The following is a 21,865-nucleotide window of genomic DNA, read 5'->3' as shown; positions in this document are numbered from 1 at the left end:
AGCCCTGTCGTTTCGGCGACGGGGCTTTGCAGCTAGCCTCCCTTCTTGCCTGCCGGATAATCAGGCTCTGTTTGTTTAATCAACCGGCATGACAACGATCTCAGCATGAACCTCATTCAACGTATCGACGCGCTGCTGCCGCAGACCCAATGCGGCAAATGCGGGCACCCAGGCTGCAAACCTTACGCCGAAGGAATTGCTAAGGGTGAAGCTATCAACAAGTGCCCGCCCGGTGGTCAGGAGACCATTGCTGGGCTCGCGCAATTGCTGAACGTGCCGATGCTGGAACTGGACACCACCCGAGGAGACGGGCCCGCCCAAATCGCCTTCATCCGCGAGGCCGAGTGCATCGGCTGCACCAAATGTATCCAGGCCTGCCCGGTGGATGCCATTGTCGGCGCCGCCAAACTGATGCACACGGTGATCATCGACGAGTGCACCGGCTGTGACCTTTGCGTGGCGCCCTGTCCGGTTGATTGCATCGAGATGCGTGCGCCGCTCAGCGTCGTTGCGCTTGTGGGTGGTTTGGCGAGCGATGATGAAGAACGCCTTGAGCGCGAGGTCAAACGCAGTCGCGCCCGTCGCCGCTTCGAACAACGTAACGCGCGCCTGCAGCGCGAAGAAGCACACAAACTCGCCGAACGCCTGGCCCGCTCCAAGCGCTCGGCACCTGTAGAAGTAACGACGATAGACGCAGCACAAGCAGCACGCGATGCGGCAGTGAAGAAGGCCAAGGTCAATGTAACCATGAGCCGTGCCCAACTGCACAAATCCTTGAAAGCCTTTGGGCATCCGCCGACGTTTGAGCAACAATCGCAACTGATTGTCCTCCAGCAGCAGTTCGAGGCGGCGGAGCAGGCCCTGGCAGCGCTGGAGTTCAGTGGCGCTCCGGTAGCCAAACAATCCAACCGCAATTCTGCTGACCTTAAACGCGCGAAGATTCAGCTGGCGATGCGCCGCGCCGAGTTGAAGAAGGCCCAGGACCAACAGGCCGACGCGCAGCAACTGGCGGATGCACAGCACAGACTCGATGAAGCTCAACGCCAGGTGGATTGCCATGGTGACTGAGCTGTAACAGGCACGTAACCTGGCCTTGCTGGCCTTTTCGGCGCGGCCATGACACACATTGATGCCCGTCAGGCTTATGCTGCTTGGACTATCGCTCGCAGAGCCTCACACAGGGCTCTCCACTTCGACATCCCGCTGACCGTCTGCAAGGAACATTTCGCCCCATGAATGCCGCAAAACGCCTGGAAATTTTTCGCAGGCTTCACGAAGACAATCCTGAACCCAAGACCGAGCTGGCTTACTCGTCACCGTTCGAGCTGCTGATTGCGGTGATCCTGTCAGCCCAATCCACGGACGTGGGTGTCAATAAGGCCACGGCCAAGTTATTTCCCGTGGCCAATACGCCTGAAGCAATCTATGCCCTGGGCGTTGAAGGGCTGTCGGAGTACATCAAGACCATCGGCCTTTACAACAGTAAGGCCAAGAATGTGATCGAGACCTGTCGCTTGCTGATAGAGCGGCACGGCAGCGAAGTGCCGCAAACCCGTGAAGCATTGGAAGCCCTGCCAGGCGTGGGTCGCAAGACCGCCAACGTGGTGCTCAACACCGCCTTTCGACAACTCACCATGGCCGTGGATACGCATATTTTCCGAGTCAGCAACCGCACCGGTATTGCTCGCGGGAAAAACGTGGTGGAGGTGGAAAAGCAACTGATGAAGTTCGTGCCCAAGCCCTACCTGCTCGATTCCCACCACTGGCTTATCCTGCATGGACGCTACGTCTGCCAAGCCCGAAAGCCCCGTTGCGGGAGCTGTCGGATCGAAGATTTGTGTGAATACAAAGACAAGACATCCGACGATTGAGGAATCATTGATTTTCTTCATCTTACGATTGAAAAAATCTTTTTTACCCGCCCGCGGATTATCGTTATAAGGAGCGCCAACGGCAGTCTTAGCCTGGAGTTAACCTTATGAGCACTGGCAAAGAACAATTGGAAATCGAAGACGACCTTGTGGAGTCGGATGACGATGGAACTGATGCACCTGTTGCAGAAGTGGCCAAGACCAACCTGAGCAAACGCCGCACCATCGACAATCTTCTGGAAGAGCGACGCTTGCAAAAGCAATTGGCCGATTACGATTTCGACCTCTGACCAAGCGGTCGATCACCGGAAGCCTCCCTGACGGAGGCTTTTTTCTGCCGGTTACCCTGACTATATAGGGCGTTATGCCCTCCCCTACACCAGACCGTTGCGCTGAGCCAGTTCGATCAGGTCCACCAGGGAGCGGGCATTGAGCTTGAGCAGCAAGCGTGTCTTGTAGGTGCTGACCGTCTTGTTGCTAAGAAACATACCGTCAGCGATCTCCTTGTTGGTCTTGCCACGGGCCAATTGCTGCAACACCATCATCTCACGCCCCGACAGACGCTCGACCATATCGGCCTCGCTGGCATTCCCCATGGTGGAGCGCACCGAATTCAGCGCCTGGTTGGGGAAGTAGCTGTAGCCGGACAGAACCGCCTTGATGGCGCTGAGCAGCTCGGTCAGATCCTGCTGTTTACACACATAGCCGGCGGCTCCCGCCTGCATGCAGCGCATTGAAAAATGCCCAGGGGCTTGAGACGTGAGCACCAGCACCTTGAACGGCGCGGGCTGTTTGGTTGAGGACAGCCTGCAAATAACTTCCAGCCCGTCAAGCTTGGGAATTCCAATATCCAGTATGACAATATCCGGCATATGTTCCCGTGCAAGTTGCAACGCATCGACACCGTTATCAGTCTCGGCAACGACTTCATAACCATGACGCTCCATTAGCATACGCACAGCAAGACGAATGACAGGATGATCATCCACGATCAGCACTTTATTCATAAGAAAGTCCAATTTCGCTGTTCGAATTATTCAGAGCAAGCACAATAGCCTAGTCGTTTCCTAGTTGGCATAGCGTCCCCCCCCAAGCAACAGCAAGCAGAGACCCAACCCACAGCCATAAGGGAATTGCCCTACAAAAAAACACCAAGTCGGATGTATCTAGTTTTATGCAGCCTTTCAGACCTTTCCGGGGGCTTACATAACTTGAATAAAATCTACGGGTGACTCTGCACACACGGTAACCCAGCCCCACATGACTTTCAGGAAATGCCCCTTGCCAGAGCAAAGTAGGCGCTGACGCAGATGGAAAAAAATCGTTTGTTTCAGTTCCAATAAACATATTTGCTTACACCCTGAATTCCTACAGAACTTTCCCTAATCACACTCACATAACCTCTGTATGAGTGAATTTTCTGTAAGACCAGTTCCCGATTAATTATAAAATTCTTCGCACTCCTACAAATCGCTCACCACCATCTGTGCAAAAAAATGTTCAGTACAATTTTTTGCGAATAGAACTTACAGATTTTAAACGTGATAAACATTCCGTATTTCTAAAACATCCAGGCGAAAAAAAGCCCCTTAAACAAGGGGCTTTTTTTAAGCGTATCCGCGACTCAGAACAACGAGCGACCTTTGTTGGCAGCAATGCGCATACGCAATGCGTTCAACTTGATAAAGCCAGCAGCGTCTGCCTGGTTGTAAGCGCCGCCATCTTCTTCGAAGGTGGCAATGTTGGCATCGAACAGCGACTCATCCGACTTGCGACCAGTGACGATCACATTGCCCTTGTACAGCTTCAAGCGCACAACACCGTTCACGTGAGCTTGGGAAGCGTCGATCATCTGTTGCAGCATCAGACGCTCCGGGCTCCACCAGTAGCCGGTGTAGATCAGGCTGGCGTACTTGGGCATCAGCTCGTCTTTGAGGTGCGCCACTTCGCGGTCCAGGGTGATGGACTCGATAGCGCGGTGCGCGCGCAGCATGATGGTGCCGCCCGGTGTTTCGTAGCAACCGCGGGACTTCATGCCCACGTAGCGGTTCTCGACGATATCGAGACGGCCGATACCGTGCTCGCCGCCGATGCGGTTCAAAGTGGCCAGTACAGTGGCCGGGGTCATCTCGACGCCGTCCAGCGCCACGATATCGCCGTTACGGTAGGTCAGTTCCAGATACTGCGGGGTATCCGGCGCCTTTTCAGGGGAGACGGTCCAACGCCACATGTCTTCCTCGTGCTCGGTCCAGGTGTCTTCCAACACGCCGCCTTCATAGGAAATGTGCAGCAGGTTGGCATCCATGGAATACGGGGATTTCTTCTTGCCGTGGCGCTCAATCGGGATTGCGTGCTTTTCGGCGTAATCCATCAGCTTTTCACGGGACAGCAGGTCCCATTCGCGCCAAGGTGCAATCACCTTGACACCAGGCTTGAGCGCATAGGCGCCCAGTTCGAAACGCACCTGGTCATTGCCCTTGCCGGTGGCGCCATGGGAAATGGCGTCGGCGCCGGTTTCGTTGGCGATTTCGATCAAGCGCTTGGCGATCAGCGGGCGTGCGATGGAGGTACCCAACAAGTACTCGCCTTCGTAGACGGTGTTGGCGCGAAACATCGGGAAAACGAAATCGCGGACGAACTCTTCGCGCAGGTCGTCAATGTAGATCTCTTTCACGCCCATGGCTTGCGCCTTGGCACGTGCAGGTTCGACCTCTTCGCCCTGACCCAGGTCAGCGGTGAAGGTCACCACTTCACAGTTATAAGTATCCTGCAGCCACTTGAGGATCACCGAAGTGTCCAGGCCGCCGGAATACGCGAGAACGACCTTGTTTACGTCGGCCATGCCATCACTCCACGGGGTTGTACGGAAAGGCGTCGATTCTACCGATCAAAACCGTGGATTTACAGAGGCGCGACAGCAAATGAAGATAAAGCGACAGATTATGTCAATCTGGCGACCGATGGTCGCACCTTATGAGGTGTGCGCCGGATTGCTGGGTGCCGCGGCTTGGGGCGCCGGTTTCTCGGGGGCCGCCACTCTTTCCAACTGGATATTCACGCGACGGTTACGGGCGCGATTGGCGGCATTGGTGTTGGGCGCCAGAGGGTAGCTTTCACCGTAGAACCGCAAGGTGATCTGGGATTCCGGGATGCCATTGGCCTTGAAGTAATCCATGACCGCCAGGGCGCGCCGACGCGAGATATCGCGATTACTCAGGCGATTGCCGCTGTTGTCCGAATGGCCATTCAACTCGATATGGTTGACGGTCGGATCGGCCTTCATGAATGCGAGAATCACCGATAGCTTTTGCTTGGCCGCCGCATCCAGTTCGATACCGCCGCCGGGGAAGCCCACCACGGTCTGCTTGACCTGATCGAAGTTCATTGGCAGCAATTTAGTCGTACACAACTGATAGTCGCTGTAGGCCTTATTGAATTTCACCGGCAGTAAACGGATCTCCGAATACCCACCCTCGCGCCCGTAATGCCGCACAGTAGGCGAACGCCCTTCGAGCAAGCCGATGAACAAACGCCCGGCCTGGGCCTGAGAACTATTGAACAGGACGTCGCCGCTCCCGGCGCGCACCGCTCCCAGGTTTATGTCACCGCGACCCGGCTGCCAGGGAGCGGCAGCCGCCAGTAAGGTGGCCGATCCAGCACCCAGCGAACCGTTGAAGGCTTTCAGGCGAAATGTTGCCTGCTCGCCGGCCCGGCGCACGAACTCACCTGAGCCGAAATCAGTGATCGGCTGGGTTAGACGGCACTCGAACTGGTCACCTTCCACCTTCCACTCAATATTCTCCAGACGTGTCTGGAACGTGAGTGCCATCGCAGGCAGGCTGGCGAACACACTGAGCAGGGCTAGATAATGCTGGCGCACGGGAGGCTCCACTGGTTTCTACAACACTTCAAAGCGTCATACATCGTTAAGGCATACCCAGAGCTATCGGTCGTATCGCGCAAAACTTGATAGCGAGTGCCTGCGCGAGTCTTTTCCGGTAGCATTCCCAACAGATTGACCCGCCTGGAATCCCCAATGTCCGACCGCCTGACCCTGCTGCGTCCCGACGACTGGCACATTCATCTTCGCGATGGTGCTGCGTTGCCCCACACCGTGGCCGATGTTGCGCGCACGTTTGGCCGCGCCATCATCATGCCTAACCTGGTACCTCCGGTGCGTAATGCCGCCGAAGCCGACGCCTATCGCCAGCGTATCCTCGCCGCACGGCCGGCCGGCAGCCGCTTCGAACCGCTGATGGTGCTTTACCTGACCGACCGCACCCAGCCGGAAGAAATTCGCCAGGCCAAGGCCAGCGGTTTCGTGCACGCCGCCAAGCTGTACCCCGCCGGCGCCACCACCAACTCCGACTCCGGTGTGACCAGCATCGACAAGATCCTGCCGGCCATCGAAGCCATGGCGGAAGTCGGCATGCCGCTGCTGATCCACGGTGAGGTCACCCGTGGCGACGTCGATGTGTTCGATCGCGAGAAGATCTTCATCGACGAGCATATGCGCCGGGTGGTGGAGTTGTTTCCGACGCTCAAGGTGGTGTTCGAACACATCACTACGGCCGATGCCGTGCAGTTCGTCACCGAGGCCCCGGCCAACGTCGGCGCGACTATCACTGCGCATCATCTGCTGTACAACCGCAACCACATGCTGGTGGGTGGGATTCGTCCACACTTCTATTGCCTGCCGATCCTCAAGCGCAATACTCACCAAGTGGCGCTTTTGGATGCCGCCACCAGCGGCAATCCGAAGTTTTTCCTCGGCACTGACTCGGCCCCCCATGCCCAGCACGCCAAGGAAGCGGCGTGCGGCTGTGCCGGTTGCTACACCGCGTACGCCGCTATCGAGTTGTATGCCGAAGCATTTGAACAGCGTAACGCGCTGGACAAGCTCGAAGGCTTCGCCAGCCTCAATGGCCCACGCTTCTACGGCCTGCCGGCCAACACAGATCGCATCACCCTGGTTCGTGAAGACTGGACCGCCCCTGCCAGCCTGCCGTTCGGCGAGCTGACTGTCATCCCGCTGCGCGCCGGTGAAACACTGCGCTGGCGCCTGCTGGAGGAAAGCAAGTGAGTGAAGACCATTACGATGACGAACACGAGCACAGTGGTGGCGGTTCCCGCCACCCGATGGCCGAGCGTTTTCGCGGCTATCTGCCGGTTGTCATCGACGTAGAAACCGGTGGGTTCAATTGCGCCACCGACGCGTTGCTGGAAATCGCCGCCACCACCATTGGTATGGATGAACAGGGTTTCGTGTTCCCGGAGCATACCCACTTCTTCCGCGTCGAACCGTTCGAAGGCGCCAATATCGAAGCCGCCGCATTGGAATTCACCGGGATCAAGCTTGATCACCCGCTGCGCATGGCGGTGAGCGAAGAAGCGGCGCTGACCGATATCTTCCGTGGCGTGCGCAAGGCGTTGAAGGCCAACGGCTGCAAACGCGCGATCCTGGTTGGCCACAACAGCAGCTTCGACCTGGGCTTCCTGAACGCCGCCGTGGCGCGTCTGGACATGAAGCGCAACCCGTTTCACCCGTTCTCCAGCTTCGACACTGCCACTCTCGCCGGCCTGGCCTACGGCCAGACGGTGTTGGCCAAAGCCTGCCAGGCCGCCGGCATCGACTTTGACGGTCGTGAAGCCCACTCGGCGCGTTATGACACCGAAAAGACCGCCGAGCTGTTTTGCGGCATCGTCAATCGCTGGAAGCAGATGGGCGGCTGGGAAGACTTCAACGACTGAGATGGAATCCCACGCATAAAAAAACCGGCCTTCTCAGGCCGGTTTTTTTTACCGTAAACGTGGCTTACAGCTTGCCAGCGTTCTCGGTCAGGTAAGCGGCCACGCCTTCTGGCGAGGCGTTCATGCCTTTGTCGCCTTTTTTCCAGTTGGCAGGGCACACTTCGCCGTGCTCTTCGTGGAATTGCAGCGCGTCGACCAGGCGGATCAGCTCTTCCATGTTACGACCCAGTGGCAGGTCGTTGATGATTTGCGAGCGAACAACGCCCTTGTCATCGATCAGGAAAGCGCCACGGAAAGCCACGCCGCCTTCGGATTCAACGTCGTAAGCCTTGGCGATCTCGTGCTTCATGTCGGCAGCCATGGTGTATTTGACTTTGCCGATGCCACCATCGTTGATGGCGGTGTTGCGCCAGGCGTTGTGGGTGAAATGGGAGTCGATGGACACGGCAACCACTTCAACATTACGCGCCTTGAAATCGTCCATGCGGTGGTCCAGAGCGATCAGCTCCGAAGGGCAGACGAAGGTGAAGTCCAGCGGGTAGAAGAACACCAGGCCGTATTTGCCTTTGATGGCTTCAGACAGTTTGAAGCTGTCAACGATTTCGCCATTGCCGAGAACGGCAGGTACGTCGAAATCCGGGGCTTGTTTACCGACGAGTACGCTCATGGGGTATCTCCTGATGTGGGATGAAGATTGAAGTAAAAGGACCGATCCAGAGTCTGCCGTGTTCAAGCGACAAGCCTGTGACGCAGTCACGCTTCGTGAAGACCGACCATCATACACGGAAAAAACCGTTCGTCAGCGCGAGGGCGCCAGCGCGAAAAGTCCATGAATCTACTTTGACAATCATTCTCGTTAACATTAAGATCCATCGCACTTAAGCCCTAAACCCGCGACGGTTCTCCCTTATGTATGTGTGCCTCTGTACTGGCGTCACCGACGGACAAATCCGCGAAGCAATCTACGAAGGTTGCTGCAGCTACAAGGAAGTGCGTGAAACCACCGGCGTTGCCAGCCAGTGCGGTAAATGCGCTTGTCTTGCCAAGCAAGTGGTACGGGAAACCCTGACGCAGCTGCAGACCGCGCAGGCTTCGCTCCCCTATTCAGCAGAATTTACTCACGCCTGATGGGGCATGTTTTAAAGAACCGAACTTAGTGTTCGGTTTTTTTATGCCCGTAATTCAACTAGTTAGCGTCAAGACGCGGAACACAAACATTCTTATTCCGATTAATTTTCATTTATTATTCAATAACTTAGGTTTGACACTACAGAGTTCGCCGCTCAAACTCCGCCCTATACACAGCTATTACAGGGCAGGACCCCAGTCATGAAAGGCGACATCTCAGTCATCCAGCAACTCAACAAAATCCTTGCCAATGAACTGGTCGCGATCAATCAGTACTTCCTGCATGCGCGCATGTACGACGATTGGGGCCTGGAAAAGCTCGGCAAACGTGAATACAAAGAATCCATCAAGGCCATGAAGGACGCGGATGCGCTGATCAAACGCATCCTGTTCCTGGAAGGCCTGCCAAACGTGCAGGACCTGGGCAAGCTGAACATCGGCGAGCACACCCAGGAAATGCTCGGCAGCGACCTGGGCTTTGAACGCAAGAGCCACAGCGACCTCAAGGCCGCCATCGCTCATTGCGAAACAAGCGCAGATTTCGGCAGCCGTGAACTGCTGGAAGATATCCTCGAAGATCAGGAAGAACATATCGACTGGCTGGAAACTCAACTGGGCCTGATCGACAAAGTCAGCCTGGAGAACTATCTGCAATCGCAGATGGGTGAGTAACCCTTCGCTGGCAGATACAAAAAAGCCCCGCTCTCTTTCGAGAAGCGGGGCTTTTTAATGCGGTCGAATCAAGCGTCTGTCTTGGCCGCCGCGTTTGCCGCTGCGTCTTTGATCAGCGCTTGCAACGAACCATCAGCCGCCATCTCAACGATGATGTCGCTACCGCCGACCAATTCACCGGCCACCCACAGTTGTGGGAAGGTTGGCCAGTTGGCGTACTTAGGCAGGTTGGCACGAATTTCTGGGTTTTGCAGGATATCGACGTAAGCGAACTTCTCGCCGCACGCCATGACGGCCTGGGACGCCTTCGCGGAGAAACCGCATTGAGGAGCGTTCGGAGCACCCTTCATGTAAAGCAGAATAGTGTTGTTGGCAATCTGCTCTTTGATCGTTTCGATGATATCCATGGAACACCTCTGCAGGAACTTTGCGACTCACAGGTCGGCACGGTGGCGCATTGTAACGCAAAATTCCCGCAGGGTGCTCGGGCTCCTTACGCCGCGGCGACTTGCACGGGCACGCCATTCAAGGCCGCATTGCCGGATAACTCATCCAACTGCCGCTCGTCGGTCAGGTCATTGGCGCTGGCGCCTGGCTGTTCGCTGGCAATGCTCATCCGCACGCCGGGGCGACCATGCCCCCAGCCATGGGGCAGGCTGACCACGCCGGGCATCATGTCCTGAGTGGCGACCACCTCCACCTCGATCATGCCGATACGTGAGCTGACCCGTACCCGCTGGCCATCGCTTAGCTGGCGCTGAGCCAGATCGTCGGGGTGCATGTGCAACTGATGGCGCGGCTTGCCTTTCACCAGGCGGTGATAGTTGTGCATCCAGGAATTATTACTGCGCACATGCCGACGGCCGATCAACAACAGCTCATCAGCCATCGGTGCTGGCTGAGCCGCGAAGCGCGCCAGGTCGGCGAGGATCACCGCTGGAGCCGCCTGCACCTTGCCGTCCGCGGTCTTCAAGCGCTCGGCAAGGTTGGGCCGCAGCGGGCCCAGGTCCACGCCATGGGGATGATCGGCCAGCATCGCCAGTGACAACTTGTGGCTGGACGCATCGCCATAAGCCCCGGCACGCAGCCCGTAGTCGATCATCTGCGCCGGCGGCATGGTCGGCTTCAGGGCCGCGCCGGTCTTCGCCGCGAATGCCTGAGCCAGGCCCACGAAGATTTCCCAGTCATGCAACGCACCTTCGGGTTTGGGCAGGATCGCGCGATTGAACCGAGTGACATTGCGCACCGCGAACATATTGAAGGTGGTGTCGTAGTGATCGTTCTCCAGCGCCGATGTGGACGGCAGGATCAGGTCGGCGTAACGCGTGGTCTCGTTGATATACAGATCGACGCTGACCATGAACTCCAGACCATCCAGCGCCTGCTCCAATTGGCGACCGTTCGGCGTAGACAGCACCGGATTGCCAGCCACCGTCACCAAGGCGCGGATCTGGCCATCCCCTTCGGTCAGCATCTCCTCGGCCAGTGCCGATACCGGCAACTCGCCACCGTATTCCGGGCGCCCGGACACCCGGCTCTGCCAGCGGTTGAAATGGCCGCCTCCGGTCGATGCCACCAAGTCCACCGCCGGCGACGTGCACAAGGCGCCGCCCACCCTGTCCAGGTTGCCCGTCACCAGGTTGATCAACTGCACCAGCCAATGGCACAAGGTACCGAACGCTTGGGTCGATACACCCATGCGCCCGTAACAGACAGCCTTGTCCGCTGCGGCGAAATCCCGCGCCAACTGGCGAATCTGCGCGGCCGGCACGGCACACTGGCGGCTCATCGTCTCAGCGGTGAAGCCGCTGACCGCACGGCGAACCTCGTCCAGCCCCTCAACCGGCAAATGGCTGACACGAGTCAGGTTTTCGATGAACAAGGTGTTGAGCACACCAAACAACAGGGCTGCATCGCCACCAGGCCGTACGAACAGGTGCTGATCGGCAATTGCTGCGGTTTCGCTGCGCCGGGGGTCGACCACCACCACTTTGCCGCCACGGGCCTGGATCGCCTTGAGGCGCTTTTCCACATCAGGCACGGTCATGATGCTGCCGTTGGACGCCAGTGGGTTGCCGCCCAGGATCAGCATGAAGTCGGTGTGATCGATATCCGGAATCGGCAGCAGCAGGCCATGGCCGTACATCAGGTGACTGGTGAGGTGATGGGGCAATTGGTCCACGGACGTCGCGGAAAACCGGTTGCGCGTTTTGAGCTGGCCGAGGAAGTAGTTGCTGTGGGTCATCAGCCCATAGTTATGCACGCTGGGGTTGCCCTGATACACCGCCACCGCATTCTGCCCGTGCCGTGTCTGAATATCCGCGAGCCGCTCGGCCACCAGGGCGAATGCTTCCTCCCATGGGATCGGCTGCCATTCGCTGCCCACCCGCAGCATGGGTTGATGCAGGCGGTCGGGATCGTTTTGAATATCCTGCAGCGCCACAGCTTTAGGGCAGATATGACCACGACTGAAAGTATCCTGCGGGTCGCCCTTGATCGAGGTGATCGCCAGGCGGCCGTCGTCGTTACGGGTGGTTTCCAGGGTCAGACCACAGATGGCTTCACATAGATGGCAGGCACGGTGGTGGAGAGTCGTGGTCATGGCCAGTCTCTTTATGGGGGCTTTGGGCTGACTATGGGCCGCGACCTCAATGGGCGCCAGCATCGTTCGTCCTGTGAATCGCCGGGCATCAGGCCGGGCCATGGCTAAGCATGAGCAAATGTTGCAGAACCCGCCCATAGCGGCTGAAACCGACGCAGCCTGGCCCGAGCCCGCCTCCTCGCGTTGCAAAAGGTTGCGAGGCCAGTGTACAAATGGGCCGCTGCTGTCAGGAAATTGTCTTCAAACGCGCCTCGGCGCCCTGCTTGAAAACCCCTAAAAACGTAGCCCTATTGGTAAGACGCGACATTTAATGTCAATATCGCGCCTTCCCCTATTTCGTCGCCCCCGTGCGGCTTTCGCCGCAGGTCTCGCCCGTTGTCACAATAAACAAGGCTTTGAGTATCTGCGGTCTGTTGCAAAAGGTAGTTAATGATGAGCGCAAGGCACTTTCTCTCCCTGATGGATTGCACGCCCGAAGAGCTGGTCAGCGTGCTCCGTCGAGGCATTGAGCTTAAAGACCTGCGTAACCGCGGCGTTCTGTTCGAGCCTTTGAAAAACCGCGTACTCGGGATGATTTTCGAGAAATCATCTACGCGCACCCGTCTGTCCTTCGAAGCCGGCATGATTCAGCTGGGCGGCCAGGCCATCTTCCTGTCGCCGCGGGACACTCAACTGGGCCGTGGCGAGCCGATCAGCGATTGCGCCATCGTCATGTCGCGCATGCTCGACGCGGTGATGATCCGAACCTTCGCCCACAGCACCCTGACCGAATTCGCCGCCAACTCGCGCGTGCCGGTGATCAACGGCCTGTCCGATGACCTGCACCCCTGCCAGCTGTTGGCCGATATGCAAACCTTCCTTGAGCACCGCGGCTCGATCCAGGGCAAGACCGTGGCCTGGATCGGCGACGGCAACAATATGTGCAACAGCTATATAGAAGCGGCGATTCAATTCGACTTCCACTTGCGCATCGCCTGCCCGGAAGGCTACGAGCCTAACCCTGAGTTCCTGGCCAAGGCCGATGGCCGCGTGCAACTGCTGCGCGATCCAAAAGACGCCGTGGTTGGCGCGCACCTAGTGAGCACTGACGTGTGGACCTCCATGGGTCAGGAAGACGAAACCGCCAAGCGCCTGGCCTTGTTCGCGCCCTACCAGGTCAACCGCGACCTGCTCGACCTGGCCGCGCCGGACGTGCTGTTCATGCACTGCCTGCCTGCGCACCGTGGCGAAGAAATCAGCCTCGACCTACTCGACGACCCGCGCTCGGTCGCCTGGGATCAGGCCGAAAATCGCTTGCACGCACAGAAGGCCCTGCTCGAATTTCTGGTCGAGCCGGCGTACCACCACGCATGAGCCATTCATTACTGCTGAACCTGCGCAACCTGGCGTGCGGCTATCAGGACCAACGCGTGGTGCAGAACCTCAATCTGCACCTCAATGCCGGTGACATCGGCTGCCTGCTGGGCTCCTCGGGCTGCGGCAAAACCACAACCCTGCGCGCCATCGCAGGGTTCGAGCCGGTGTATGAAGGCGAGATCAGTCTGGCAGGCGAAGTCATCTCCAGCGCCGGTTTCACCCTGGCGCCGGAGAAACGTCGCATCGGTATGGTGTTCCAGGACTACGCGCTGTTTCCCCATCTAAGTGTGGCCGACAACATCGCCTTTGGCATTCGCAAGCACCCGCAAAAAGAGCGTGTGGTGGCCGAGCTGTTGGAACTGGTCAACCTGAAAAACCTGGGCAAGCGCTTTCCCCATGAGCTGTCCGGCGGCCAACAACAACGTGTGGCACTGGCCCGCGCCCTGGCGCCGGAACCGCAATTGCTGCTGCTGGACGAACCATTCTCTAACCTGGATGGCGAATTGCGCCGCAAGCTCAGCCATGAGGTGCGCGATATTCTCAAGGCGCGCGGTACCAGTGCGATCCTGGTCACCCATGACCAGGAAGAAGCCTTCGCGGTGAGCGATCAGGTGGGCGTGTTCAAAGAAGGCCGGCTGGAGCAGTGGGACACGCCCTACAACCTCTATCACGAACCGCAGACGCCTTACGTGGCCAGCTTTATCGGCCAGGGCTACTTCATTCGTGGGCAGTTGAGCTCACCGGAGTCGGTCAGTACCGAGCTGGGCGATCTGCGCGGCAACCGTGCCTATACCTGGCCTACGGGCGGTGCGGTGGATGTATTGCTGCGCCCGGACGATATCGTCTATGCGCCCGACAGCGCGTTGAAGGCAAGGATTGTCGGTAAGACCTTCCTCGGCGCGTCCACCCTGTACCGCCTGCAACTGCCGACCGGCGCACAGCTGGAGTCGATTTTTCCCAGCCATGCCGACCACCAGGTGGGCGCGGAGGTTGGCATTCGTGTCGCCGCTGAACACTTGGTACTGTTCCAAGCGTCAGGCAGCGTTGCGGCGCAAATTCCCCAGCTCGAATCCGGCGTACGGCGCTACAGCACTGCCAGCTGAGTTACGAAACGTGTGGGAGTGAGCCGCCTCCCACACGGCATCTTCAGCAATCTGGATTATGCCCGGCCAATTTCGGCAAATTTGGCTTGGGTATGCTCCGCCAGCACTGCCGCCGGCAACTCCACTTCCAACCCTCTCCTGCCTGCGCTGACAAAAATCGTCGCGAAGGGCTGTGCCGTCACATCAATAAACGTGCGCAAGCGCTTCTTCTGCCCCAGCGGGCTGATGCCGCCCAGCAAATAACCGGTTGAACGTTGCGCGGCCGCCGGATCGGCCATTTCGACTTTCTTGACCCCCGCCGCATGAGCCAGGGCCTTCAAATCCAGACTTCCGACGACCGGTACTACGGCCACCAGTAATTCGCCCTTCTCGCTGCTGGCCAGCAAGGTCTTGAACACCTGCGCCGGGTCGAGGCCCAATTTCTCTGCGGCCTCCAGCCCATAGGAGGCTGCCTTAGGGTCGTGTTCATAACTATGAATACGATGTTCGGCGCGAACTTTCTTCAACAGATCCAGTGCAGGGGTCATGGATACTCCAAGCGTGGCAAACAGATGGCCAATTCTAGGCCAACCCAGCACGAAACGCTCTAGTGCGCCCACTGCCATGACACGCGCCGGCCGTCGGCGACGTGATCATTCATCAGACCCATAGTTGGAAAGTGACTGACAGTTCACTTTCGACCTTTGACAGCGGTCATTCTTGTCTATATTTTTTCGTTTCCGAATACAGTGGGAAATAATCCTACGCATTCGAGCAGTAAGCCGTGACGGAGATGGGGATCCCCGCCGCGGTGAAAATCGCGCAAGGCCCGTTGAGGCCCAGCGCCAGACAAGAAAAACAATTGAGGTTTTCCATGACAACTGCTCTTCAACAGCCTTCACTTTCAAGCCAATGCATGGCCGAGTTTCTGGGCACTGCACTCCTGATCTTCTTCGGTACCGGCTGTGTCGCTGCGCTCAAGGTCGCGGGTGCCAGTTTTGGCTTGTGGGAAATCAGCATCATCTGGGGGGTCGGCGTGAGCATGGCGATCTACCTAAGCGCCGGAATTTCCGGGGCCCACTTGAACCCGGCGGTGAGTATCGCGCTGTGCCTGTTCGCCGACTTCGACAAGCGCAAGCTGCCTTTCTATATCCTCGCCCAGATCGCCGGCGCCTTTTGCTCGGCCGCGTTGGTCTACACCCTCTATAGCAATCTGTTTTTCGATTACGAACAAACCCACCATCTGGTGCGCGGCACTCAAGCCAGCCTCGAACTGGCGTCGGTGTTCTCCACTTACCCCCATGCGTTGCTGAGCACCGCCCAAGCGTTCTTGGTGGAAATGGTCATTACCGCGATCCTGATGGGCGTGATCATGGCCCTGACCGATGACAACAACGGCCTGCCACGCGGCCCACTGGCGCCGCTGTTGATCGGCCTGCTGATTGCCGTGATCGGCAGTTCCATGGGCCCGCTGACGGGGTTTGCGATGAACCCCGCGCGGGATCTGGGGCCGAAGCTGATGACCTTTTTCGCCGGCTGGGGTGAAATGGCCCTTACCGGCGGCCGCGATATTCCTTATTTCCTGGTGCCGATTTTCGCGCCGATCGTGGGTGCGTGCCTTGGTGCTGCGGCGTATCGCGGCCTGATCGCCCGTCATCTGCCGAGCGCCGCACCTGCTGTAATTGAAACACCTGACACGGCTGTCAACGGCAATACCCGTATTTCCTGAAAGCGCCAGCCTGGCGCCCCTGCCCTTCGCGGCCCAGGCTGATTTCTGACTTCCTATTTCGTTTAAGGCAATCGACATGACCGACCTTCAGAATAAGAACTACATCATTGCCCTCGACCAGGGCACCACCAGTTCGCGGGCGATCATCTTCGATCGTGACGCCAACGTGGTCTGCACCGCCCAACGTGAGTTCGCCCAGCATTACCCGCAAGCGGGCTGGGTCGAACACGACCCGATGGAGATCTTCGCCACCCAGAGCGCGGTGATGGTCGAAGCGCTGGCCCAGGCCGGCCTGCACCATGACCAGGTTGCCGCCATCGGCATCACCAACCAGCGCGAAACCACCGTGGTGTGGGACAAAGTCACCGGCCGCCCGATCTACAACGCCATTGTTTGGCAGTGCCGCCGTAGCACCGAAATCTGCCAGCAGCTCAAGCGCGACGGTCACGAACAATACATCAGCGACACCACTGGCCTGGTCACCGACCCGTACTTCTCGGGCACCAAACTCAAGTGGATCCTCGACAACGTCGAAGGCAGCCGCGAGCGTGCGCGCAGCGGCGAGCTGCTGTTCGGTACCGTCGACAGCTGGCTGATCTGGAAATTTACCGGCGGCAAAACCCACGTCACCGACTACACCAACGCCTCGCGCACCATGCTCTTCAACATCCACACCCTGGAGTGGGATGCGAAGATGCTGGAGATCCTCGACATTCCGCGCGAGATGCTGCCGGAAGTGAAGTCCTCGTCGGAAATCTACGGCCGCACCAAAAGCGGTATCGCCATCGGCGGCATCGCCGGTGACCAGCAGGCCGCACTGTTCGGCCAAATGTGCGTGGAAGCCGGCCAGGCCAAGAACACCTACGGCACCGGCTGCTTCCTGCTGATGAACACCGGCGACAAAGCCGTGAAATCCAAGCACGGCATGCTCACCACCATCGCCTGCGGCCCGCGCGGCGAAGTGGCCTACGCCCTGGAAGGCGCAGTATTCAACGGTGGTTCCACCGTGCAGTGGCTGCGTGACGAGCTGAAGATCATCAACGATGCCCATGACACCGAATACTTTGCCGGCAAGGTCAAGGACAGCAACGGCGTGTATCTGGTCCCGGCTTTCACCGGTCTGGGCGCACCGTACTGGGACCCCTACGCCCGTGGCGCGCTGTTCGGCCTGACCCGTGGCGTACGCGTGGATCACATTATTCGTGCAGCCCTGGAGTCGATTGCCTACCAGACCCGCGACGTGCTGGACGCCATGCAGCAGGATTCCGGCGAACGCCTCAAAGCCCTGCGCGTGGACGGTGGTGCGGTGGCCAACAACTTCCTGATGCAGTTCCAGGCCGACATTCTCGGTACTCAAGTGGAGCGCCCGCAAATGCGTGAAACCACAGCGCTGGGCGCGGCGTACCTGGCCGGCTTGGCCTGCGGTTTCTGGGGCAGCCTGGACGAATTGCGCGGCAAGGCGGTGATCGAGCGCGAATTCGAACCTCAGTTGGACGAAAAGGAAAAAGAAAAACTCTACGCCGGCTGGCAAAAAGCAGTCAGCCGCACCCGTGACTGGGAGCCCCACGAAGGCGCCGAATAAGCCAACCTCGGGTTGTAACTGGTAGGGAGCAGATTCCTGCGTCATCATGGGCCACTTTTGTATGGCAGCCCAAAGGACGCCCCATGAATCTGCCTCCCCGCCAGCAACAAATTCTCGAACTGGTCCGCGAACGCGGCTACGTCAGTATCGAGGAAATGGCGCAGTTGTTCGTTGTCACCCCGCAAACCATCCGCCGCGATATCAACCAGTTGGCGGACGCTAATCTGCTGCGTCGCTACCATGGCGGCGCGGCCTATGACTCCAGCGTCGAAAACACCGCGTACGCCATGCGTGCCGACCAGATGCGCGACGAAAAACAACGCATCGGCGAAGCCATCGCCGCCCAGATCCCCGATCACGCCTCGCTGTTCATCAATATCGGTACCACCACCGAATCCATCGCCCGTGCGCTGCTGAATCACAGCCACCTGAAAATTATCACCAACAACCTCAACGTCGCCGCCATGCTCAGCGCCAAGGACGACTTCGACGTGCTGCTCACCGGTGGCAATGTGCGACGCGACGGCGGCGTGGTGGGCCAGGCCAGCGTCGACTTTATCAATCAGTTCAAAGTCGACTTTGCACTGGTGGGCATCAGCGGCATCGACGAGGACGGCAGCCTGCTGGATTTCGATTACCAGGAAGTGCGCGTGTCCCAGGCGATCATCGCCAATGCCCGGCAAGTAATTCTGGCGGCGGACTCCAGCAAATTCGGGCGCAATGCCATGATTCGGTTGGGGCCGATCAGCCTGGTGGATTGCCTGGTGACTGACCAAGAGCCGGTGCCGGCGCTGGTGCAGTTGCTGAATCAGCATAAGGTTCGGCTGGAAGTCGTTTAAGGCCTTTACTGATGCTATCGGGGGCCAGCCCCTTCCACACTTTGATGTGTACAACCATTCAAATGTGGGAGGGGGCTTGCCCCCGATAGCTATCAATACTCGCTGAATCAGCTCGAGCCTTAGACGGGCCAATGTTCACAATTTTTCCTTTTCCTGCCCTTCGATGAGTTTTTTCAATCGAAGTCGGGTGGCTGTGCCCGCGTTTATCGGCTACCATTTTCGCAAATGAACATTAATGTTCGAATTCCAATACGAAAAAATCGCGAGGCCAGCCGATGAACCCTTCTACCTTGCCTGCTCCACCGCTTGCCGAAGTCTATGACGTTGCCGTTATCGGCGGCGGGATCAATGGCGTCGGCATTGCAGCAGATGCAGCCGGTCGTGGGCTGTCGGTATTCCTTTGTGAAAAGGATGACCTGGCCAGCCACACCTCTTCCGCCAGCAGCAAGCTGATCCACGGTGGTCTGCGTTATCTCGAACATTACGAATTCCGTCTGGTGCGCGAAGCCCTGGCCGAACGGGAAGTGTTGCTGGCCAAGGCGCCGCACATCGTCAAGCAAATGCGTTTTGTCCTGCCGCACCGCCCGCACCTGCGCCCGGCGTGGATGATTCGTGCTGGGCTGTTCCTCTATGACAACCTGGGCAAGCGCGAAAAACTCGCGGGTTCCAAGAGCCTCAAGTTTGGCCCGGACAGCCCACTGAAAGGCGAAATCACCAAAGGGTTCGAGTATTCCGACTGCTGGGTCGACGACGCCCGCCTGGTGGTGCTCAACGCCATGGCCGCCCGTGAAAAAGGCGCCCATATCCACACCCAGACCCGGTGCGTCAGCGCCCATCGCAGCAAGGGCCTGTGGGAAATGAACATGGAACGTGCCGACGGCAGCCTGTTTTCGATCCGCGCCCGTGCGTTGGTGAATGCCGCCGGCCCATGGGTGGCCAAATTCATCAAGGATGACCTGAAACTGGATTCGCCCTACGGCATTCGTCTGATCCAGGGCAGCCACCTGATCGTGCCGAAACTGTATGAAGGCGCCCACGCGCACATCCTGCAGAACGAAGACCAGCGCATCGTCTTCACGATTCCGTACCTGAATCATCTGACCATCATCGGTACCACCGACCGCGAATATACCGGCGACCCGGCGAAAGTGGCGATCACCGAGGGCGAAACCGACTACATGCTCAAGGTGGTCAATGCCCACTTCAAGAAGCAACTGAGCCGCGATGACATCGTGCACACCTACTCCGGCGTACGCCCGTTGTGCAACGACGAGTCGGACAACCCATCGGCAATCACCCGCGACTACACCCTGGCACTGTCCGGGAGTGCGGGCGAGGCACCGATCCTGTCGGTGTTCGGTGGCAAGTTGACCACCTATCGCAAGCTCGCCGAATCGGCCATGGCCCAACTGGCGCCGTACTTCACGCAGATGCGTCCTAGCTGGACCGCCACGGCCAGCCTGCCGGGTGGTGAGGACATGAGCACGCCCGAAGCGCTGGCCGAGGCGATTCGCGCCAAGTTCGATTGGGTTCCGAGCGAGATCGCACGCCGCTGGTCCACAACCTACGGCAGCCGCACTTGGCGCCTGCTGGAGGGCGTGCAAACCCTGGCTGACCTGGGCGAGCATTTGGGCGGTGGCCTGTACACCCGCGAGGTCGACTATCTGTGCGCCGAAGAATGGGCCACCCAGGCCCAGGACATCCTGTGGCGCCGCACCAAGCTGGGCCTATTTACCACTGAGCAGGAGCAGGACAACGTCCAGCGCTACCTGTCCAAGGTTGAGCAGAACCGCAGTAAGTTTCAAGCGGCCTGACCTGCCGCCGAATGGCCTTGAGCCTGGGAGTGAAAACCTGAAAGCGCCGCGTTTATTTTGAATAAACGCGGCGCTTTTGCGTTTGCCGCCTATACACAGATCGGCCAACCAACGGCATTCGGTTTTCCGAACACAACACCCCACGCTATTCGGTTTGCCGGATCAAAAGGCCGGCGAAATCCCGTAACACAAACTTAATAACCTTTTAAATCAAACAGTTAACCTTTTATTTCAAGCCTGGCACGACTCATGCTCTACACTCTTGGACGATTGCCGAGACGCCTCAGGAGCCGTCACGGACATTCGCTGTACAAGAGAGCCGTTTAGCCGGCTTCATAAAAAAAACAAATGTCGAGGAAGTATTGATGCGCATCGTTCCCCATATTTTGGGCGCAGCTATCGCTGCTGCTCTGATCAGCACTCCAGTCTTTGCCGCCGAACTCACCGGCACACTGAAGAAAATCAACGACTCCGGCACCATCACCCTCGGGCACCGCGACAGCTCCATTCCGTTTTCCTACATCGCGGATGGCTCGGGCAAACCTGTGGGCTACTCCCACGACATTCAGCTGGCCATCGTTGAAGCCCTGAAAAAAGACCTGAACAAGCCCGATCTGCAGACCCGTTACAACCTGGTGACCTCGCAGACCCGTATTCCGCTGGTTCAGAACGGCACCGTCGACATCGAGTGCGGTTCCACCACCAACAACGCCGAACGCGCCCAGCAAGTCGCTTTCACCACCAACATCTTCGAAATCGGCACCCGTCTGCTGGTCAAGAAAGACAAAGATGGCAAGCCAAGCTATGCCGACTTCGCCGACCTGAAAGGCAAGAACGTCGTGACCACCGCCGGCACCACGTCCGAGCGCATCATCAAGTCGATGAACGCCGACAAGCAGATGGGCATGAACATCATCTCCGCCAAAGACCACGGCGAATCCTTCCAGATGCTCGAAAGCGGCCGCGCCGTAGCGTTCATGATGGACGACGCCCTGCTGGCCGGTGAAGAAGCCAAGGCCAAGAAGCCGGATGACTGGGTAATCACCGGTACTCCGCAATCTTTCGAAGCCTACGCCTGCATGGTCCGCAAAGACGACCCAGCATTCAAAAAAGCCGTGGATGACGCCATCATCGGTCTGTACAAGTCCGGCGAGATCAACAAGATCTACACCAAGTGGTTCGAAAGCCCGGTTCCACCTAAAGGCCTGAACCTCAACTTCCCGATGAGCGACAAGGTCAAGGAACTGATCCAGAACCCGACCGATAAGCCGGCTCCGGAAGTAAAGATCTAAAAGCTGACTAACCTTATCTCCTGAGGGAGCCAACCCTCCCTCAGGCGTCTGTTACTACCTGCTGTTTTTAACTTGGAACACTCGACCTGGCGGTTTTCGAGCCGATCGCGTGTGCCTGGCGTTCAACGTCAGGCGGGAATGGATTTT

Annotated in this window: 21 protein-coding genes; 14 read left to right on the top strand and 7 right to left on the bottom strand. The window is 58.2% G+C overall.

The annotated features are described in order from the left end of the window. Positions 1-105: 105 nt before the first annotated feature. From rsxB to HRH33_RS06635, 3 genes are all read left to right on the top strand, one after another. Entirely contained in the window at positions 106-1,068 is a 963-nt protein-coding gene (rsxB, locus tag HRH33_RS06645) for an electron transport complex subunit RsxB (protein WP_167416394.1), read from the top strand. Between the two features lie 164 nt (positions 1,069-1,232). Then, a complete protein-coding gene (gene nth / locus HRH33_RS06640) occupies positions 1,233-1,871 on the top strand; it encodes an endonuclease III (RefSeq protein WP_034096141.1) in 639 nt (212 codons plus the stop codon). Between the two features lie 107 nt (positions 1,872-1,978). After that, positions 1,979-2,161 (top strand): PA3496 family putative envelope integrity protein, encoded by a 183-nt coding sequence (locus tag HRH33_RS06635; RefSeq protein ID WP_034096140.1) that lies wholly within the window; start codon positions 1,979-1,981, stop codon positions 2,159-2,161. Positions 2,162-2,245: 84 nt separating this feature from the next. On the opposite strand, the gene HRH33_RS06630 is transcribed toward HRH33_RS06635, so the two are convergent. The 3 genes from HRH33_RS06630 to HRH33_RS06620 all read right to left on the bottom strand — a co-directional run bounded on the left by HRH33_RS06630 (position 2,246) and on the right by HRH33_RS06620 (position 5,751). Next, complete coding sequence (locus tag HRH33_RS06630; protein ID WP_034096139.1) at positions 2,246-2,878, bottom strand: response regulator transcription factor; 633 nt, start codon at positions 2,876-2,878, stop codon at positions 2,246-2,248. Between the two features lie 617 nt (positions 2,879-3,495). Further along, entirely contained in the window at positions 3,496-4,713 is a 1,218-nt protein-coding gene (locus tag HRH33_RS06625) for an argininosuccinate synthase (RefSeq protein ID WP_034096138.1), read from the bottom strand. Between the two features lie 129 nt (positions 4,714-4,842). After that, on the bottom strand, positions 4,843-5,751 hold the full coding sequence (locus HRH33_RS06620; RefSeq protein WP_034137175.1) for a flagellar protein MotY: 909 nt from the start codon (positions 5,749-5,751) through the stop codon (positions 4,843-4,845). Between the two features lie 156 nt (positions 5,752-5,907). Between HRH33_RS06620 and pyrC the strand changes: the two genes are divergently transcribed. Both pyrC and rnt read left to right on the top strand, forming a co-directional pair. Next, on the top strand, positions 5,908-6,954 hold the full coding sequence (pyrC, locus tag HRH33_RS06615; protein ID WP_034137174.1) for a dihydroorotase: 1,047 nt from the start codon (positions 5,908-5,910) through the stop codon (positions 6,952-6,954). Then, positions 6,951-7,622: a ribonuclease T gene (gene rnt, locus HRH33_RS06610; protein WP_010564138.1), complete on the top strand. Its 672-nt coding sequence runs from the start codon at positions 6,951-6,953 to the stop codon at positions 7,620-7,622. The genes pyrC and rnt overlap by 4 nt, the downstream gene beginning before the upstream one ends. Positions 7,623-7,686: 64 nt before the next feature. On the opposite strand, the gene HRH33_RS06605 is transcribed toward rnt, so the two are convergent. Then, positions 7,687-8,289: a peroxiredoxin gene (locus HRH33_RS06605; RefSeq protein WP_034096135.1), complete on the bottom strand. Its 603-nt coding sequence runs from the start codon at positions 8,287-8,289 to the stop codon at positions 7,687-7,689. A 242-nt stretch (positions 8,290-8,531) separates the two neighbouring features. On the opposite strand from HRH33_RS06605, the gene HRH33_RS06600 reads away from it, so the two are divergent. Beyond that, on the top strand, positions 8,532-8,750 hold the full coding sequence (locus HRH33_RS06600; protein ID WP_034096134.1) for a bacterioferritin-associated ferredoxin: 219 nt from the start codon (positions 8,532-8,534) through the stop codon (positions 8,748-8,750). A gap of 201 nt (positions 8,751-8,951) precedes the next feature. Continuing rightward, positions 8,952-9,422 (top strand): bacterioferritin, encoded by a 471-nt coding sequence (gene bfr / locus HRH33_RS06595; protein ID WP_034096133.1) that lies wholly within the window; start codon positions 8,952-8,954, stop codon positions 9,420-9,422. Between the two features lie 68 nt (positions 9,423-9,490). Here the strand turns inward: bfr and grxD are convergent, their stop codons facing one another. Both grxD and HRH33_RS06585 read right to left on the bottom strand, forming a co-directional pair. Next, positions 9,491-9,829 carry a Grx4 family monothiol glutaredoxin gene (grxD, locus tag HRH33_RS06590; RefSeq protein ID WP_034096132.1) on the bottom strand — a complete coding sequence of 113 codons (339 nt, stop codon included), beginning with the start codon at positions 9,827-9,829 and terminating at the stop codon, positions 9,491-9,493. Positions 9,830-9,915: 86 nt separating this feature from the next. Further along, positions 9,916-12,024 carry a molybdopterin oxidoreductase family protein gene (locus HRH33_RS06585; protein ID WP_173603377.1) on the bottom strand — a complete coding sequence of 703 codons (2,109 nt, stop codon included), beginning with the start codon at positions 12,022-12,024 and terminating at the stop codon, positions 9,916-9,918. Positions 12,025-12,456: 432 nt separating this feature from the next. Between HRH33_RS06585 and argF the strand changes: the two genes are divergently transcribed. Then, complete coding sequence (gene argF / locus HRH33_RS06580; protein ID WP_034111959.1) at positions 12,457-13,377, top strand: ornithine carbamoyltransferase; 921 nt, start codon at positions 12,457-12,459, stop codon at positions 13,375-13,377. Next, entirely contained in the window at positions 13,374-14,483 is a 1,110-nt protein-coding gene (locus tag HRH33_RS06575) for an ABC transporter ATP-binding protein (RefSeq protein ID WP_034137171.1), read from the top strand. The genes argF and HRH33_RS06575 overlap by 4 nt, the downstream gene beginning before the upstream one ends. 56 nt (positions 14,484-14,539) lie before the next feature. On the opposite strand, the gene ybaK is transcribed toward HRH33_RS06575, so the two are convergent. Further along, the gene (gene ybaK, locus HRH33_RS06570; protein ID WP_034096128.1) at positions 14,540-15,010 is read right to left on the bottom strand and encodes a Cys-tRNA(Pro) deacylase; all 471 of its coding nucleotides are present in this window, start codon (positions 15,008-15,010) and stop codon (positions 14,540-14,542) included. Between the two features lie 326 nt (positions 15,011-15,336). Between ybaK and HRH33_RS06565 the strand changes: the two genes are divergently transcribed. From HRH33_RS06565 to HRH33_RS06545, 5 genes are all read left to right on the top strand, one after another. After that, positions 15,337-16,191 (top strand): MIP/aquaporin family protein, encoded by an 855-nt coding sequence (locus HRH33_RS06565; protein WP_034096127.1) that lies wholly within the window; start codon positions 15,337-15,339, stop codon positions 16,189-16,191. 76 nt (positions 16,192-16,267) lie between these two features. Beyond that, positions 16,268-17,773 carry a glycerol kinase GlpK gene (gene glpK / locus HRH33_RS06560; protein ID WP_034096126.1) on the top strand — a complete coding sequence of 502 codons (1,506 nt, stop codon included), beginning with the start codon at positions 16,268-16,270 and terminating at the stop codon, positions 17,771-17,773. Positions 17,774-17,856: 83 nt separating this feature from the next. Then, on the top strand, positions 17,857-18,612 hold the full coding sequence (locus tag HRH33_RS06555) for a DeoR/GlpR family transcriptional regulator (RefSeq protein ID WP_034096125.1): 756 nt from the start codon (positions 17,857-17,859) through the stop codon (positions 18,610-18,612). 275 nt (positions 18,613-18,887) lie between these two features. Then, on the top strand, positions 18,888-20,426 hold the full coding sequence (glpD, locus tag HRH33_RS06550) for a glycerol-3-phosphate dehydrogenase (RefSeq protein WP_167416392.1): 1,539 nt from the start codon (positions 18,888-18,890) through the stop codon (positions 20,424-20,426). A 365-nt stretch (positions 20,427-20,791) separates the two neighbouring features. After that, positions 20,792-21,718, top strand: a complete 927-nt coding sequence (locus HRH33_RS06545) for a glutamate/aspartate ABC transporter substrate-binding protein (protein ID WP_167416391.1) — start codon at positions 20,792-20,794, stop codon at positions 21,716-21,718. The last annotated feature ends 147 nt before the right edge of the window (positions 21,719-21,865 follow it).

Origin of the sequence: Pseudomonas rhodesiae (genome assembly GCF_013285305.1) — a bacterium.
Classification (GTDB): Bacteria; Pseudomonadota; Gammaproteobacteria; order Pseudomonadales; family Pseudomonadaceae; genus Aquipseudomonas; species Aquipseudomonas rhodesiae.
The sequence above is the reverse complement of the archived record's forward strand: the minus strand, read 5'-3'. Positions and strand labels throughout refer to the sequence as shown.

Bases quoted from the DNA above. Each gene is read 5' to 3' on its own strand.
- HRH33_RS06600 (WP_034096134.1), top strand. From the start codon at position 8,532: ATGTATGTGTGCCTCTGTACTGGCGTCACCGACGGACAAATCCGCGAA.
- HRH33_RS06545 (WP_167416391.1), top strand. From the start codon at position 20,792: ATGCGCATCGTTCCCCATATTTTGGGCGCAGCTATCGCTGCTGCTCTG.
- HRH33_RS06565 (WP_034096127.1), top strand. From the start codon at position 15,337: ATGACAACTGCTCTTCAACAGCCTTCACTTTCAAGCCAATGCATGGCC.
- pyrC (WP_034137174.1), top strand. From the start codon at position 5,908: ATGTCCGACCGCCTGACCCTGCTGCGTCCCGACGACTGGCACATTCAT.
- glpK (WP_034096126.1), top strand. From the start codon at position 16,268: ATGACCGACCTTCAGAATAAGAACTACATCATTGCCCTCGACCAGGGC.
- bfr (WP_034096133.1), top strand. From the start codon at position 8,952: ATGAAAGGCGACATCTCAGTCATCCAGCAACTCAACAAAATCCTTGCC.
- HRH33_RS06625 (WP_034096138.1), bottom strand. From the start codon at position 4,713: ATGGCCGACGTAAACAAGGTCGTTCTCGCGTATTCCGGCGGCCTGGAC.
- ybaK (WP_034096128.1), bottom strand. From the start codon at position 15,010: ATGACCCCTGCACTGGATCTGTTGAAGAAAGTTCGCGCCGAACATCGT.
- nth (WP_034096141.1), top strand. From the start codon at position 1,233: ATGAATGCCGCAAAACGCCTGGAAATTTTTCGCAGGCTTCACGAAGAC.
- grxD (WP_034096132.1), bottom strand. From the start codon at position 9,829: ATGGATATCATCGAAACGATCAAAGAGCAGATTGCCAACAACACTATT.
- rsxB (WP_167416394.1), top strand. From the start codon at position 106: ATGAACCTCATTCAACGTATCGACGCGCTGCTGCCGCAGACCCAATGC.
- glpD (WP_167416392.1), top strand. From the start codon at position 18,888: ATGAACCCTTCTACCTTGCCTGCTCCACCGCTTGCCGAAGTCTATGAC.
- HRH33_RS06585 (WP_173603377.1), bottom strand. From the start codon at position 12,024: ATGACCACGACTCTCCACCACCGTGCCTGCCATCTATGTGAAGCCATC.
- HRH33_RS06605 (WP_034096135.1), bottom strand. From the start codon at position 8,289: ATGAGCGTACTCGTCGGTAAACAAGCCCCGGATTTCGACGTACCTGCC.
- argF (WP_034111959.1), top strand. From the start codon at position 12,457: ATGAGCGCAAGGCACTTTCTCTCCCTGATGGATTGCACGCCCGAAGAG.
- HRH33_RS06630 (WP_034096139.1), bottom strand. From the start codon at position 2,878: ATGAATAAAGTGCTGATCGTGGATGATCATCCTGTCATTCGTCTTGCT.
- HRH33_RS06555 (WP_034096125.1), top strand. From the start codon at position 17,857: ATGAATCTGCCTCCCCGCCAGCAACAAATTCTCGAACTGGTCCGCGAA.
- HRH33_RS06575 (WP_034137171.1), top strand. From the start codon at position 13,374: ATGAGCCATTCATTACTGCTGAACCTGCGCAACCTGGCGTGCGGCTAT.
- HRH33_RS06635 (WP_034096140.1), top strand. From the start codon at position 1,979: ATGAGCACTGGCAAAGAACAATTGGAAATCGAAGACGACCTTGTGGAG.